This is a genomic window from Flavobacterium sp. 270, from assembly GCF_004368785.1.
Classification (GTDB): Bacteria; Bacteroidota; Bacteroidia; order Flavobacteriales; family Flavobacteriaceae; genus Flavobacterium.
Genome location: NZ_SODM01000002.1, coordinates 700346 through 714280, shown reverse-complemented (window position 1 = coordinate 714280; position 13935 = coordinate 700346). Strand labels below are relative to the sequence as shown.

The 13935-nt window shown below is 31.7% G+C and carries 15 protein-coding genes; 12 read left to right on the top strand and 3 right to left on the bottom strand.

The window, feature by feature from the left end; genetic code table 11:
• The first annotated feature begins 75 nt into the window (after window positions 1–75).
• Window positions 76–1005, top strand: a complete 930-nt coding sequence (locus EV144_RS10445; protein WP_134148571.1) for a DUF6427 family protein — start codon at window positions 76–78, stop codon at window positions 1003–1005.
• Here EV144_RS10445 and upp read toward each other — a convergent pair.
• Window positions 1000–1653 carry a uracil phosphoribosyltransferase gene (gene upp / locus EV144_RS10440; RefSeq protein ID WP_134148569.1) on the bottom strand — a complete coding sequence of 218 codons (654 nt, stop codon included), beginning with the start codon at window positions 1651–1653 and terminating at the stop codon, window positions 1000–1002. The two genes, EV144_RS10445 and upp, sit on opposite strands and share 6 nt — an antisense overlap.
• A gap of 113 nt (window positions 1654–1766) precedes the next feature.
• Here upp and EV144_RS10435 point away from each other — a divergent pair, with 113 nt between their 5' ends.
• Window positions 1767–2372, top strand: coding sequence for a DUF4254 domain-containing protein (locus EV144_RS10435; RefSeq protein ID WP_134148567.1), 606 nt, complete (start codon window positions 1767–1769; stop codon window positions 2370–2372).
• 42 nt (window positions 2373–2414) lie between these two features.
• Complete coding sequence (locus tag EV144_RS10430; protein ID WP_134148565.1) at window positions 2415–3422, top strand: glycosyltransferase family 9 protein; 1008 nt, start codon at window positions 2415–2417, stop codon at window positions 3420–3422.
• A 120-nt stretch (window positions 3423–3542) separates the two neighbouring features.
• Here the strand turns inward: EV144_RS10430 and EV144_RS10425 are convergent, their stop codons facing one another.
• Together EV144_RS10425 and EV144_RS10420 are read right to left on the bottom strand one after the other, a co-directional pair.
• The gene (locus EV144_RS10425) at window positions 3543–3851 is read right to left on the bottom strand and encodes a hypothetical protein (protein WP_134148563.1); all 309 of its coding nucleotides are present in this window, start codon (window positions 3849–3851) and stop codon (window positions 3543–3545) included.
• A 114-nt stretch (window positions 3852–3965) separates the two neighbouring features.
• Complete coding sequence (locus EV144_RS10420; protein ID WP_134148561.1) at window positions 3966–5018, bottom strand: ferredoxin--NADP reductase; 1053 nt, start codon at window positions 5016–5018, stop codon at window positions 3966–3968.
• A 128-nt stretch (window positions 5019–5146) separates the two neighbouring features.
• Here EV144_RS10420 and EV144_RS10415 point away from each other — a divergent pair, with 128 nt between their 5' ends.
• The 9 genes from EV144_RS10415 to atpH all read left to right on the top strand — a co-directional run bounded on the left by EV144_RS10415 (window position 5147) and on the right by atpH (window position 13911).
• A complete protein-coding gene (locus tag EV144_RS10415; RefSeq protein ID WP_134148559.1) occupies window positions 5147–6607 on the top strand; it encodes a DUF5687 family protein in 1461 nt (486 codons plus the stop codon).
• Window positions 6608–6713: 106 nt separating this feature from the next.
• On the top strand, window positions 6714–7409 hold the full coding sequence (locus tag EV144_RS10410; RefSeq protein WP_134148557.1) for an ABC transporter ATP-binding protein: 696 nt from the start codon (window positions 6714–6716) through the stop codon (window positions 7407–7409).
• A gap of 91 nt (window positions 7410–7500) precedes the next feature.
• A complete protein-coding gene (locus EV144_RS10405) occupies window positions 7501–10128 on the top strand; it encodes a tetratricopeptide repeat protein (protein WP_134148555.1) in 2628 nt (875 codons plus the stop codon).
• A gap of 4 nt (window positions 10129–10132) precedes the next feature.
• Window positions 10133–10543: a polymer-forming cytoskeletal protein gene (locus EV144_RS10400; RefSeq protein WP_134148553.1), complete on the top strand. Its 411-nt coding sequence runs from the start codon at window positions 10133–10135 to the stop codon at window positions 10541–10543.
• On the top strand, window positions 10509–10736 hold the full coding sequence (locus EV144_RS10395; protein WP_134148551.1) for an AtpZ/AtpI family protein: 228 nt from the start codon (window positions 10509–10511) through the stop codon (window positions 10734–10736). The genes EV144_RS10400 and EV144_RS10395 overlap by 35 nt, the downstream gene beginning before the upstream one ends.
• Window positions 10737–11304: 568 nt before the next feature.
• Entirely contained in the window at window positions 11305–12459 is a 1155-nt protein-coding gene (atpB, locus tag EV144_RS10385) for a F0F1 ATP synthase subunit A (RefSeq protein ID WP_134148548.1), read from the top strand.
• A gap of 102 nt (window positions 12460–12561) precedes the next feature.
• Window positions 12562–12753, top strand: a complete 192-nt coding sequence (atpE, locus tag EV144_RS10380; protein WP_166670559.1) for an ATP synthase F0 subunit C — start codon at window positions 12562–12564, stop codon at window positions 12751–12753.
• 119 nt (window positions 12754–12872) lie between these two features.
• Entirely contained in the window at window positions 12873–13373 is a 501-nt protein-coding gene (locus EV144_RS10375; protein ID WP_134148545.1) for a F0F1 ATP synthase subunit B, read from the top strand.
• Between the two features lie 4 nt (window positions 13374–13377).
• Entirely contained in the window at window positions 13378–13911 is a 534-nt protein-coding gene (gene atpH, locus EV144_RS10370; protein WP_134148544.1) for an ATP synthase F1 subunit delta, read from the top strand.
• Window positions 13912–13935: the final 24 nt, after the last annotated feature.

The window sequence follows — 13935 nt, the reverse complement described above, 5'->3', positions numbered from 1 at the left end:
CTTTTTTTCAACTTGTTGGGATTTTCCTTTTAAACAAGTATTATATTTACAATCACAAAAGTATAAAATATCCTTATGATAACAAGTGTTTTTAAAAAATCTACGCCATTAAATTATTCATTGGTTGTAATTTTAATACTGGTTTTCTTTTTTCTGTTCCAAATTCGAGATGCTTCTTGGGTTCATTCCTCATTTTTGTTATTTCAGAAAGTAAGTTTATTGTGCTTTATTTTGGCATCTTTTTTCATGGTTAATTTTGTTGTCAAAAAAAATGGGCTTAGTAAAGACAACGGTTACGCGATATTTTTCTACTTATTATTTCTATTATTTTTCCCAACGATCTTTAATAATCCGAATGTAATATATGCTGGATTTTTTATTTTATTATCGCTTCGAAGACTGATTTCATTGCAATCTCTAAAATCATCAAAAGAAAAAATATTCGATGCTTCTTTTTGGATTTTTGTAGCCTCTTTATTTCAATTTTGGTCTGTATTGTTTTTGATCTTGGTTTTTATATCCATTATTTTTCACGTTTCAAGGGATTATAGAAACTGGGTTTTGCCATTTATTGCACTTTTAGCAGTTGGAATAGTTTTTTTAATGGTGTCTCTAATTTTTCATATTGATGCTGTAGAATTTATTCAGAAACGTGCTGTAGTAGATTTTAGAATTGATTATTTTAAAGATAATTACGAAAACGGAGCACTTTCGATCTATACGGCAGTGGCCTTATTTTTTGTAGTTTCTATGATAAGTACATTATCAAACCGACCACAGCTTTTGCACAGTTCGTATAAAAAAATTGTAGCGTGCTTTTTTATTGCTGTTTTAGTTTACATCGTTTCTCCAAACAAAAGCAATGATTTACTGTTGTTTAGTATTGCGCCATTGTCTATGATGGCAGCAAGTCATGTAGAATATGTACAGCAAAAACTAAATAACGAAATTGTTTTTTACGTGCTTATTTTATGTAGTTTATTTACTTTTTTCTCCCAGTTATAATTTACTTCCGTAAGCAAGATCGCCGGCGTCGCCAAGTCCCGGAACAATATAATTTTTCTCGTTTAACTTCTCGTCCAAAGCTGCAACCCATAAATGGCAGTTGTCAGGAAGGTTTTTTTCCAGAAAGGCAACTCCTTCCGGCGCAGCGATAACGACTACGATATGAAATTCAGCTGGAGAGGCATTCTGCATTAATTTTTCGTGTACAGCTACAATTGATTGTCCAGTTGCCAGCATTGGATCAAGCAGTAAAACTGTTTTATTGTTGAGGTCTGAAATTGCTTGATATTCAACGCGGATTTCAAAATAATCATCATTATTAGGATGAAATCTGCAAGCCGAAACAAAACTGTTTTCGGCATAATCAAAATAATTTAAAAAGCCATTATGAAGCGGTAATCCGGCTCTTAAAATTGGACATAAAACAATATCAGATGCAATTTCTGTTGTTTTTTTAATGCCAAGCGGTGTTTGAATATCAACATTTTTGTAAGGCAGAGTTTTACTCAATTCATACGCCATAATTTCGCCGATTCGTTCTATATTTTTTCGAAAACGCATACTGTCGTTTTGAACATTTATATTTCGAATTTGACCTAAAAAATGGTTTAATACACTGTTATTTTCAGAGATATAATGAATTTGCATAATGATTATTTTGAGTTATTATGAAGAAAACTTTACTAATAATGAAAAATTAAAGGTTTTCTTCGGACTATAAAAGTATAAAAAGTATCTTTGTGTCTATAAAAAAGATAGACATGTTTTCAAAATTAGCATATTCGGTTTTCGAACAAAGTATAAAAGATTATCATCAGTTTGATAATGTTGACCAACCTATAAACAATCCTTTTCCAAAAGATAAATTTGAACATTTATTGTATTTAAAAAATTGGATTGATACAGTACAATGGCATTTTGAAGATATCATTCGTGATCCGCAGATTGATCCTGTTGCAGCTTTAACTTTAAAAAGAAGAATCGATGCTTCAAACCAAGAGCGTACAGACATGGTGGAATACATTGATGGCTACTTTTTACAAAAGTACAGCGATGTAAAAGTAAAAGACGGTGCAAAAATCAACTCAGAAAGTCCTGCTTGGGCATTTGACAGATTGTCTATTTTAGCATTAAAAATTTATCACATGCAGGAAGAAGCTACTCGTGCTGAGGCTTCGCAAGAGCATAGAGACAAATGTCAGGAAAAATTAAATGTTCTTTTAGAGCAAAGAACTGATTTATCTACAGCGATCGAAGAATTGCTTACAGATATCGAAAATGGCGATAAATTCATGAAAGTGTACAAGCAGATGAAAATGTACAACGACGACGAATTAAATCCAGTTTTATACCAAAATAAAAAATAGTTGGCAGCAGACTTGTCCAAGACTATTCAACATATAGCCGTCATGAGACTTTCCGCAATGGGAGATGTCGCCATGACGGTTCCTGTTTTACGCGCTTTTGTAAAACAATATCCAACGGTAAAAATCACCGTAATTTCGAGACCATTTTTTAAACCTTTTTTTGAAGGAATTCCAAATCTGGATTTTTTTGCTTTTGATGAAAAAGCACGCCACAAAGGTTTCTTAGGACTTTTACGGTTGTATTTTGATGTAAAAAAACTCAAAATAGATGCTTTTGCAGATTTGCATAACGTATTAAGATCTAAGGTTGTGAGTTTACTTTTCGCTTTAAGCGGAAAAAAAAGAGCTACAGTTGATAAAGGACGTGAAGGGAAAAAAGAATTAACAAGGGCAGAAAATAAAGTTTTCGAACAATTGCCGTCAATGTTTGCAAGACACGCAAAAGTCTTTGAAGAACTTGGTTTTCGTATAAATTTATCCAATCCAGAGTTTCCTAAAAAAGCAGTTTTAAGTGCAGAAATTACCGATTTAATTGGAGAAAATTATCAAAATTTAATCGGAATTGCACCTTTCGCACAATACGATTCTAAAGTTTATCCTTTAGATTTAATGCAGGAAGTTATTGCAAAACTAGCCGAAAATAAAGATTATACTATTTTACTTTTTGGAGGCGGAAAGAAAGAAATCGAAATTTTGGATTCACTTTCTGAACCTTTTAAAAATGTGATAAATGTCGCGGGAAAAATTAAATTTCAGCAGGAATTAAAACTAATCAGCAATCTCGATGTGATGCTTTCTATGGATTCTGGAAACGCACATATTGCAGCTATGCTGGGCGTAAAAGTGGTTACGCTTTGGGGCGCAACACATCCGTATGCGGGATTTTTACCTTTCAATCAAAGTTTAGAAAATGCTTTAATTTCAGACCGAAACCTATATCCACAATTACCAACTTCAGTTTACGGAAACAAAATAGTAGAAGGTTATGAAGATGCAATGAGAACAATATCTTCTAAAAAAGTGTTTAAAAGAATTCAGGCACTTTTGTAAAAATTAAATTCCAATAAAAAAATTCCAAATTCCAATTTTGAAGAGTATTCATCTTTGTCAAAGTTTTACAACAATTTTCAAAATTGGAATTTGGAATTTTTTTATTGGAATTTAAATCTTTCACAACCTTATTTTCTCATCGCGACATCGACCGTGTATATAATTTTTAAGATTTGAAATAGTCGTTTTATAATCTGGAGCATCGTAACCAAATCTTTCATGTTCCATTTGTTCTTTTTCCAAAGCTTCGCAGCCTTTTAGAACTTCTTTAATTATATCCAGCATTGCAATTTCTTTATTATCAGTTTTCTGAAATTTAAATTCTACAATTTCGTCTTGTAATTCTTTACAGTAATCAATAAGCTCACTAACTTCAGGTTCATCCAAAAGAGGTTCGTTGTTTCTAAATATTTCTCGAATTGATTTCATAAACATAAAATTAAATTTCAATTTTTGACTTTGACAAAGATGTGATGAAAAAAAAATTCCAAACCCCAATTGTAAAGTTGGAATTTGGAATTTAAAAAATGGAGATTTTAACGATTAAACATCATCAAAATCTACATAAATAGTTTCAGAAGTTGGATGTGCCTGACAGGTTAAAACTAAACCAGAAGCAATTTCTCTATCTGTTAGAATTGAGTTTTTAGTCATTTCTGCAGTTCCCGTTGTAATACGTGCCAAACAACTGCTGCAAATACCACCTTGGCAAGAATATGGTGCATCAATTCCTTTTTTTAATGCTGCATCCAGAATGGTTTGTTTTTGAGACATTTCAAAAGTAACTTCTTCATCATCAACCAAAACAGTAATTTTTGTATGTCCTTCTAAAGAAGCTTTAATTTCATGTTCTTCTGTAGAAGAAGTAAAAAGTTCAAACTTAATTGCTGATTCTTTTACATTTTTCTCTTTCAAAATTCCAGAAACCGTATTGATCATTTCTTCTGGCCCGCACAAGAAAAATTTATCAAACTGAAGTTCCTTATGTTTGTTATTCAATACAAAATTTACCGTAGATTTCTCGATTCTTCCAAACAATGCATTTTCAGCTTTAGCCTGACTAAATACATAATGCACGAAAAAACGTCCCACATATTGTAATTGTAAATCGTGTAATTCTTGGTGAAAAATAGTTTCTTCGGGAGTTCTGTTACCGTAAACCAATACAAATGAACTCTTTGGCTCACTTTTCAAAACCGATTTTATAATAGAAAGCACAGGAGTAATACCACTTCCTGCAGCAAAAGCAGCATAATTTTTTTGTCTTTCTGCTTCTGGCTCAAAAGTAAATTTTCCTTCAGGATGACCTACTTCAAGAACATCGCCTGCTTTTAGAGTAGTATTGGCAAATTGAGAAAACAAACCATTTTTTACCGCTTTTACAGCAATTCGTAATTCACCACTTTCTGGTGCAGAACAAATAGAATATGCGCGTCTAATTTCTTGGTTATCAAGAGTTAATTTTAAATTAATATATTGTCCTGCAATAAATTTATAGTCAGGTTTTAGTTCTTCAGGAACATTAAAAAGCACAGAAACAGCATCTTTTGTTTCTCGTTTTACCTCTTTAATTATAAGTTTTAAGAATGAAGGCATGGTTGAATATTTTATGCAAAAGTAGCAAACGAAGCTAAAAGAGAGGCATGAAAAAATTTTTTTTAACTTTTTTTGTAACGTTTTCTTACATTTGATCACTTACTACAAAACCTAAAAACAGAATAACCATGATTAAAAAATTTATTTATCTCGAATGGAAAGCCTTTTCAAGATCTGCATCATTTGGTAAAAACCTGGTAATGAAAATCTTAATCGGTTTTTTGATGATCTATTTTTCATTAATCTTTATAGGTGCGGGAGCTGGAGTATTTTACCTTCTTAAGAAAATGAATCTTGAGCCTCTTCAAACCATCAATAAATTTTTGATTTATTATCTTCTGTTCGATTTAGTTATACGACTGTTATTACAATCAATACCAGTACTTAATATCAAACCTTTACTGGTTCTTCCGTTTAAAAAGCCAACAATAGTTCATTTTTCTTTGGGCAAAACAGCTTTGTCTTTTTTTAACTGGATTCATGCGCTTTTCTTTGTTCCGTTTTCGTTTGTGCTAGTTCTGGAAGGTTATAATATTGCGGGTATTATTTTGTGGAATTTAGCAATTATAGCTTTAGTTTATATCAACAATTTTCTGAATATTATTTTAAGTAATATCGATAAATTATTTGTGCTTTTTATCGGTTTGATTCTAGTTTTGGCTGGCGCACAATATTATAAATTGTTTGATGTTACGACTTTTACAACGCCTTTTTTTCAAGGGGTTTACCAAACCAAATTTGTGTTTTTAATTCCGGTTTTAGTATTGATTATTCTGTACTTATTTACTTTTAAATTCTTCAAAAACAATCTGTTCTTAGATGCCGGCCTTTCTAAAAAAGAAGATATTGCTACAACAGAAAATCTTTCTTGGCTCAATCAATTCGGAACTTTAGGAACGTTTCTTAAAAATGACATTAAATTAATTAAAAGAAATAAAAGATCTAAAACAACAATTGTAATGAGTGTGATCTTTTTATTTTACGGATTAATCTTTTTTGGCAATACGCATCAGCCAGAAGTGATGCATATTTTTGCTGGAATTTTTGTGTCGGGCGGGTTTTTATTTGTTTTCGGACAATTTGTACCAAGCTGGGACAGTTCGTATTATCAATTAATGATGACACAAAATATTCCGTATCGAGGGTATATTACTTCAAAATGGTGGCTCATTGTTATTGCTACTTTTGTTTCGACAATTTTAGCCTCGTTTTATCTTTTTTACGGATGGGAAATTTACTTAACAATCGTTGTTGGAGCAATTTACAATATCGGAGTCAACTCGCATTTAGTACTTTTGGGAGGTGCTTTTACTAAAACTCCAATTGATTTAAGCAATGCCGGAGGTGCTTTTGGCGATAAAAAAGCTTTTAACATTAATGGAATGTTGCTTTCGTTACCAAAGATATTTTTACCATCATTATTGTATTGGCTTGGGCTTCATTTTGCCGATAAAAGCGTGGCATTAGCTTTAGTTGCAGGAGCTGGAGTTTTAGGTTTTATTTTTAAAGACAAAGTTTTTACAATTATAGAAAAAAGATATAAAACAGAAAAATACAGTACGATAAGTGCTTACAAACAAAAGAGTTAAATTTTAATTAGAGAATTGGCAAATTTGATAATTAAAAAATTAAGTAAACAGGAAAACACAAGAGATTTTTAATCTAAAATCAACAATCTAAAATCTAAAATTACTCATGATACAAGTAAATCAACTTTCAAAAAAATATAACGGTACTACAGTTTTAAATATTAATAATCTTGAAATTCCAAAAGGACAGAGTTTTGGACTAGTAGGAAATAACGGAGCTGGAAAAACAACTTTTTTTAGTTTATTGTTAGACTTAATTCAGCCAACAACAGGAAGTATAAAAAGCAATGATATTCAGGTAAATACAAGCGAAAATTGGAAATCTTTTACAGGTTCTTTTCTCGACGAAAGTTTCTTAATTGGATATCTGACTCCTGAAGAATATTTTTATTTTATCGGAGATTTACGCCATCAAAACAAAGCAGATATTGACGCTTTATTGGCGCAGCACGAAGAGTTTTTTAATGGTGAAATTTTGAATAACAAAAAATACCTTCGCGATTTATCAAAAGGAAATCAGAAAAAGGTAGGCATAATTGCAACACTAATTGGTAATCCGGAAGTAGTAATCTTAGATGAACCTTTTGCTAATTTAGACCCGACAACAGTAAGCCGTTTAAAAAAAATAATTAAAGAATTGGCAGACAATCCTAATGTTACGGTTTTGGTTTCAAGCCATGATTTACAGCATACTGTAGAGGTATGTGATCGAATTGTTGCACTCAATAAAGGAGAGGTTGTAAAAGACATACAAACATCAGAAGAAACCTTACAAGAACTTGAATTATTTTTTGCAGTATAAAGTTCCTGTAATTTCAAAAAAGAAGCGTATTTTTACCAGTCATTATACTAAAACGACTTTTTAGAAGTTAATTGTTTTAAAATCTTTTCTATTGAAAAATAATACTCTTAAATATTGTTTTTTTGTTGTGTTTCTATTTCTTTTGATAGCTTGCTCTACAAAGAAAAACACTTTTTTGTCTAGAAATTCTCATGCGCTAAGCACAAAATATAATATTTTGTACAACGGAGGAATTGGTCTGGATAAAGGCTTAATGGCTATAAAAGCAAACAATCAGGATAATTTTTGGAAAATGCTGCCTATCGAAAAAATGCAGATCGATGAAAATTTTTCTGATGAAGCAAAGGCTAAGAATCCTGATTTTGAAAAAGCAGAAACCAAAGCAACAAAAGCCATTCAGAAACACTCGATGAATATTGGTGGAAGAGAAAAAAATTCGCAGATCGATGAAGCTTATTTAATGCTCGGAAAAGCGAGGTATTATGACCAGCGTTTTATTCCCGCACTCGAAGCATTCAATTACATTCTATACAAATATCCAAACAGCAGTAATATTTACACTGCAAAAATCTGGCGTGAGAAAACCAATATGCGTTTAGGAAACGACGCAATTGTGATTACAAACATTAATAGATTATTAAAAAAGACAGATTTAAGCAAACAAACCTTTTCTGATGCCAATGCTTTGTTGGCAGAAGCTTTTTTAAACTTAGAACAAAAAGACAGTGCTGTTACTAAACTTAAAATAGCAGAAGAATACAGCAAAATAAACGAGGACAAAGCCCGATACCGTTTTATTCTCGGACAGATGTATCAGGAAGCAGGCAAAAGAGACAGTGCAATTTATTATTATGACGGTGTGATCGATATGAATCGAAAAGCAGACAGAAAATACATGATGCATGCTTATGCTAAAAAAGCACAATTGTTTGACTATGGAAAAGATAATGATACCATATTTTTAAAAACATATAATAAACTGGTTGCAGATCGAGAAAACAGACCTTATTATGATGTCTTGTTTTACGAAATGGGTGTTTATTATGATAAAAAGAAAGATCAGGAAAATGCTTTAAAATTTTATAATAAATCGCTGCATAGAAAATCTAAAGATTCTTATTTAGCCGCTTCTACTTATAGAAACGTCGGCGATATGTATTTTAAAGCTACCAATTATACAATGGCTGCCAAATACTACGACAGTACATTGGTAAAATTAGATCCAAAAGGAAGAGAATTTGCACTCATCCAAAAAAACAGAAAAAATCTTGATAATGTAATCAAGTACGAAGCAATTGCAAAACGAAACGATAGTATTATCAAAGTTTACGGATTGCCTCCTGCTGACAGAAAAACCTATTTCCAAACGTATATTGCTGATCTTAAAAAGAAAGATGAGACAAAACGTATTTTAATGGAAAAAGAAAATGAAAGATTAGCCAATATAGATCGCAACTCTCAGGCTCAGACTCCAGGAAACGGAGCCGTTAATCCAAATTCGTTAGGACAGCCAACATCTCCACCTGATGGGATGGGAGGAATTGGAATGCCTCCAGGTGCCAATTCGGATGTAGCAAGTACATTTTATTTTTATAATCCAACAACAGTTGCTTACGGAAAACTACAATTTAAAAAAATGTGGGGTAATAGAGCGATAGGCGGTAATTGGAGACTGGCATCAATAAAATCTGCTAATACTGCAGCGATGAATGATACTATTAATGATCTGGAGGCAGCAAATGCATTAAAAGATTCAATAGTTATTCCAAAATACACCACAGATTTTTACGAAAAACAACTTCCTACTTCGCAGTTGGCAATAGACAGCATTGGTAAAGAACGTAATTTTGCCTATTATCAATTAGGTCTTATATATAAGGAGAAATTCAAAGAATACAATTTGGCCAGTGATAAACTCGAGCAATTATTGAAAAATAATCCAGAAGAAAAATTGATCTTGCCATCAATGTATAATTTGTATAAAATATACCAAATTACAAATCCGGCCAAAGCCGAAGCAATCAAATCAAATATTACAACAGCGTATCCAAATTCGAGATATGCTCAAATATTAAACAATACCAATTCCAACGAAATTTCGGCTCCTGATACAGAATACAAAAAGTGGTACAAACTTTATGAGCAGGAAGAATATAGTATGATTTTAGATAATATTGATAATTTAATTAATCAATATTCTGGTGATGAAATTGTTTCTAAATACGAACTGTTAAAAGCAAAAACTTTAGGAAAAGTAGATGGTCTGGATGCATACAAGAAAAATCTTGAAGCAGTGGCAGATAATTATCCTAACAGTGAAGAAGGAAAAAATGCACGAGAAATTTTAGAAAAACAGGTACCAAGTTTAGAAAAACTTAGTTTTACAACTGTTGATAAAAAGAGTTGGAAAGTTCTCTACCCAGTTCCGGCAGGTGATACTAAAATAGCCAAGCAGGTTGATGATGCTATTAAGAAATATTTAGAATTTGAGAATTTTATGAAGGTTACAACAACATTGGATAAATATACAAGAACCCAAAGTTTTGTTGTTATTCACGGAATTAATAATGAAGCTTATGCCAGAGATCTTGCAGAAGTTTTCCGTGAGGATAAAAAATATAAAATTGCACAACCGTCAATTATCATTTCAAGTGATAACTACAAAGTGGTTCAAATTAAAAAGAACCTTGACGCTTACTTAGCCCCCCAAAACCCATAATATAATGTTTGAAAAAGTTAAAAAGCCAGGAACCGAACTCTTAGGCAAAACCAATAGAATCGTAGAAGGAACATCAATTGTAGGCGATATTGTTTCTAAAGCAGATTTTAGACTAGACGGAGAATTGATAGGAAATTTTACATCACAAGGAAAATTAGTGATTGGAGCGTCTGGAGTTGTAAAAGGCGAAATTATTTGCAACAATGCTGATATTGAAGGAGAATTTCGCGGAAAAATAAAAGTTTTAGAAGTACTTAATATAAAAGCGACCGCACAAATTCACGGTGAAGTTGCAGTTGGAAAACTTTCTATAGAACCCGGAGCTGATTTTACAGCGACTTGTACCATGTTAACACATACAAAAGAAGTACTATTGAAAGATGGAAAAGGAACCGAACAAAAACCAAAGGAATAAATGGATTGCACTCATTAATATTCCGATACAAATGGGTGCAATTATTTTCTTGTTTTCATATCTAGGCACTTGGCTTGATGAAAATCATCCGAGTGAAAAAGTCTACTATAATAAGATATTAGTTATGGTTGGCGTTGCTTTGGCATTATATAATGTAATCCGACAAGTAAACGAAATCAACAAAACAAAGTAACAGCTTTTTAAAAAGTGCTTTAAATAAATGTTGCATCTTTGCATAAATTATTGAAAGATGCTTTTTAAAATATACAAATCAATTTTACATTTAGTTTTTCTTGCAGTCACTACCTATATATTACATAAGGCAGTTTTTGTTTTTTTTAAACTTGATGATCAAAATTTTCATTACAGTATAGAAACTCTGTATTTAATTTTCTCCGCATTTGCTGCATTATTATTAATAATCACATTAAAGTTTAAAAAAGATAAATTTGACAGCATCGGAATGTTTTTCATGTTAGGAACTTTTCTTCAAATGTTATTATCTTATATCGTATTGCGACCGATTTTATCAGATAAGATTCATGACATCGCTGTTGAAAAAACGAACTTTTTTATAACATTTATTTTGTTTTTGTTATTTGAGACGGTTTTAACTGTCCGATTATTAAATGAAAAGCGTTAAAATAGCGATTATGTAAAACAAGGTTCAAAAATAATTTTTCATATCCTTTTGAATATTAATAAAAAATGTACCTTTGCACCAAATTTTAGAAACGTAAAAAATAAGAATTTCCACAGATATGGTGATTTCAAACAAACCACTCAGATTTATTCTTGCAGCTTTTGTAGCTAGTCTTTCATTAATGAGCTTTTCAAATATTGAAAAGGACTCAGCACATGTTCAAACTGAAGCAGCTCACGAAGCTGTTGCAGAAGGCCATCATGAGGCAGAACCAACAGATGTAAAATCTAAGATTAAAGCATTTGTTAATCACCACGTATTAGACTCTCATGATTTTACTTTTACTCAAGATGATGAGACTGGAAAATATTATGGTTTTCCTTTACCTGTAATTATTTGGGATGAAGGTTTGCATGTTTTCTCTTCAGCAAAATTCAACCACGGTCATGCTACTGCAGAATCAAATGGAAAATATTATGTAATCAATCACCATGATGGTAAAATTTACAGAACAGATGCTTCTGGAGAAATTACTGAAAATGAAAAAACAGGTCACCCAGAAAATGTTCGTCCTTTAGACTTTTCTATTACTAAAACTGTAGTTTCTATTTTTGCTGCAGCATTATTAATGTTCTGGTTATTTTCAAGCTTAGCAAAATCGTATGCTAAAAACGGAGGTATCGCTTCTGGAGCTGGTAGAATTTTCGAACCACTTGTAGTTTACATTCGTGACGAAATTGCAATTCCTAATATTGGATTAAAACACCATAGAAAATATATGGGTTATTTATTGACAATCTTTTTCTTTGTATTGTTTTTAAATCTTTTCGGATTAACACCACTAGGGATTAATGCTACTGGTAATTTAACAATTACTTTTTCTTTAGCAATCCTTACCTTCTTAATTACAAATCTTACAGCAAATAAAAATTACTGGGGTCACATTTTCTGGATGCCGGGAGTGCCAAAACCAATGAGAATTATTTTGGCGCCAATTGAATTGTTAGGAGTTTTCATCAAACCATTTTCATTAATGATTCGTTTGTATGCAAATATCTTTGCAGGTCATATTGTTTTAATGAGTATTATTGGATTAATGTTTATCTTTAAAAGCTGGATTGGAAGCAGTCTTTCTTTCGGATTATCATTTGTACTTTCTATACTAGAGATTTTAGTAGCATTTTTACAAGCCTATATTTTTACAATGCTGTCTGCACTTTATTTTGGTTCAGCAGTAGAAGAGCACCACCACGAAGAGGAGGGGCACCATTAAAATTTAGATTTCAGAATTTAGATTTCAGATTATTTTCAATCTACAATCTACATTCAAAAATCTACAATCAAATTTGAATGTTTAATTTTTAATATATTTATTATGGTAATTCCAAATATCGTTGGAGCAGGATTAATTGTAATCGGAGCAGCATTAGGAATTGGTAGAATCGGTGGTTCAGCAATGGACGCTATCGCTCGCCAACCAGAAGCTTCTGGAAAAATCCAAACAGCTATGCTTATTGCAGCTGCACTTATTGAAGGTATTGGTTTCGCTGCGTTATTCGCATCGTAATTAAAACACAAAAACAATAGTTGCAACGGTTGGTTGTAACTATTGTTTTAAATTAAAACATTACAAATTGCATTAAGCAATTTAAAAAAGACATAAATTAAAATCTATAATCATATATAATGGATAAGTTAATATATCAGTTTGAGTTCGGTTTGTTCTTTTGGCAAATATTAATATTTGTTGGATTAATCCTTTTGTTGAAAAAATTTGCTTGGAAACCAATTCTTGATGCAGTAAATGATAGAGAACAAGGTATTAAAGATGCATTACTTTCTGCTGAAAATGCAAGACAGGAAATGCAAAATTTACAAGCTGACAATCAAAGAATTTTGAATGAAGCTCGTGCTGAGCGTGACGCTATGCTTAAAGAAGCTCGCGAAATGAAAGAGAAAATGATTGCTGATTCTAAACACGAAGCACAAGAGCAAGGTCTAAAAATGATCGAGCAGGCTAAAGCGGCTATCGAAAGCGAAAAAAATGCTGCTATGGCTGAATTGAAATCACAGGTTTCAACTTTATCATTAAGCATTGCTGAAAAATTATTGAAAGAAGAATTATCTAACAAAGAATCTCAAACTAAATTAGTTGAGAAAATGTTAGGTGACGTAAAGTTAAACTAAGATTATGGCAAGTACAAGAGCAGCAATTCGTTATGCGAAAGCAATTTTAGACTTAGCAAACTCTAAAGGTGTTGCCGAAGCTGTAAATAACGATATGAAATCAATTGCTTCTGCAATTGAAAATAATCAGGAATTGAGCACATTTATTCAAAACCCAACTACAAAAGTTGAAGTTAAAGAAAGTGCTTTATTAGAAGTTTTTGCAAATGTAAATGGTGTAACTAAAGGTTTATTTCATTTATTATTTGAAAACAAAAGATTTGAGATTCTAGATGCAATTGCAGTAGAATATTCTAAAGTATATGACCAAAGCAACGGAATTGAAGTAGCAAAAGTTACAACAGCAATTCCTATGGACGCAGCTTTAGAAGCTAAAGTTTTAGCTAAAATTGCAACATTGTCAGACAAAAAAATAACAATAGAAAACATTGTAGACCCTGCAATTATTGGAGGATTTATTTTGAGAATTGGAGATCAGCAATACAATGCTTCTGTTGCAAACAGATTACAAGTTTTAAAAAGAGAGTTAAGTAATTAGTTTTATCACACATAAAAGTGTCTA

Excerpts from the sequence above, each read along its gene's own strand:
- EV144_RS10435 (WP_134148567.1), top strand. The coding sequence starts at position 1,767 with ATGTTTTCAAAATTAGCATATTCGGTTTTCGAACAAAGTATAAAAGAT.
- EV144_RS10425 (WP_134148563.1), bottom strand. The coding sequence starts at position 3,851 with ATGAAATCAATTCGAGAAATATTTAGAAACAACGAACCTCTTTTGGAT.
- EV144_RS10445 (WP_134148571.1), top strand. The coding sequence starts at position 76 with ATGATAACAAGTGTTTTTAAAAAATCTACGCCATTAAATTATTCATTG.
- EV144_RS10375 (WP_134148545.1), top strand. The coding sequence starts at position 12,873 with ATGGATAAGTTAATATATCAGTTTGAGTTCGGTTTGTTCTTTTGGCAA.
- EV144_RS10395 (WP_134148551.1), top strand. The coding sequence starts at position 10,509 with ATGGAAAAGGAACCGAACAAAAACCAAAGGAATAAATGGATTGCACTC.
- upp (WP_134148569.1), bottom strand. The coding sequence starts at position 1,653 with ATGCAAATTCATTATATCTCTGAAAATAACAGTGTATTAAACCATTTT.
- EV144_RS10400 (WP_134148553.1), top strand. The coding sequence starts at position 10,133 with ATGTTTGAAAAAGTTAAAAAGCCAGGAACCGAACTCTTAGGCAAAACC.
- EV144_RS10410 (WP_134148557.1), top strand. The coding sequence starts at position 6,714 with ATGATACAAGTAAATCAACTTTCAAAAAAATATAACGGTACTACAGTT.
- atpB (WP_134148548.1), top strand. The coding sequence starts at position 11,305 with ATGGTGATTTCAAACAAACCACTCAGATTTATTCTTGCAGCTTTTGTA.
- EV144_RS10430 (WP_134148565.1), top strand. The coding sequence starts at position 2,415 with ATGAGACTTTCCGCAATGGGAGATGTCGCCATGACGGTTCCTGTTTTA.
- atpH (WP_134148544.1), top strand. The coding sequence starts at position 13,378 with ATGGCAAGTACAAGAGCAGCAATTCGTTATGCGAAAGCAATTTTAGAC.
- EV144_RS10415 (WP_134148559.1), top strand. The coding sequence starts at position 5,147 with ATGATTAAAAAATTTATTTATCTCGAATGGAAAGCCTTTTCAAGATCT.
- atpE (WP_166670559.1), top strand. The coding sequence starts at position 12,562 with ATGGTAATTCCAAATATCGTTGGAGCAGGATTAATTGTAATCGGAGCA.
- EV144_RS10420 (WP_134148561.1), bottom strand. The coding sequence starts at position 5,018 with ATGCCTTCATTCTTAAAACTTATAATTAAAGAGGTAAAACGAGAAACA.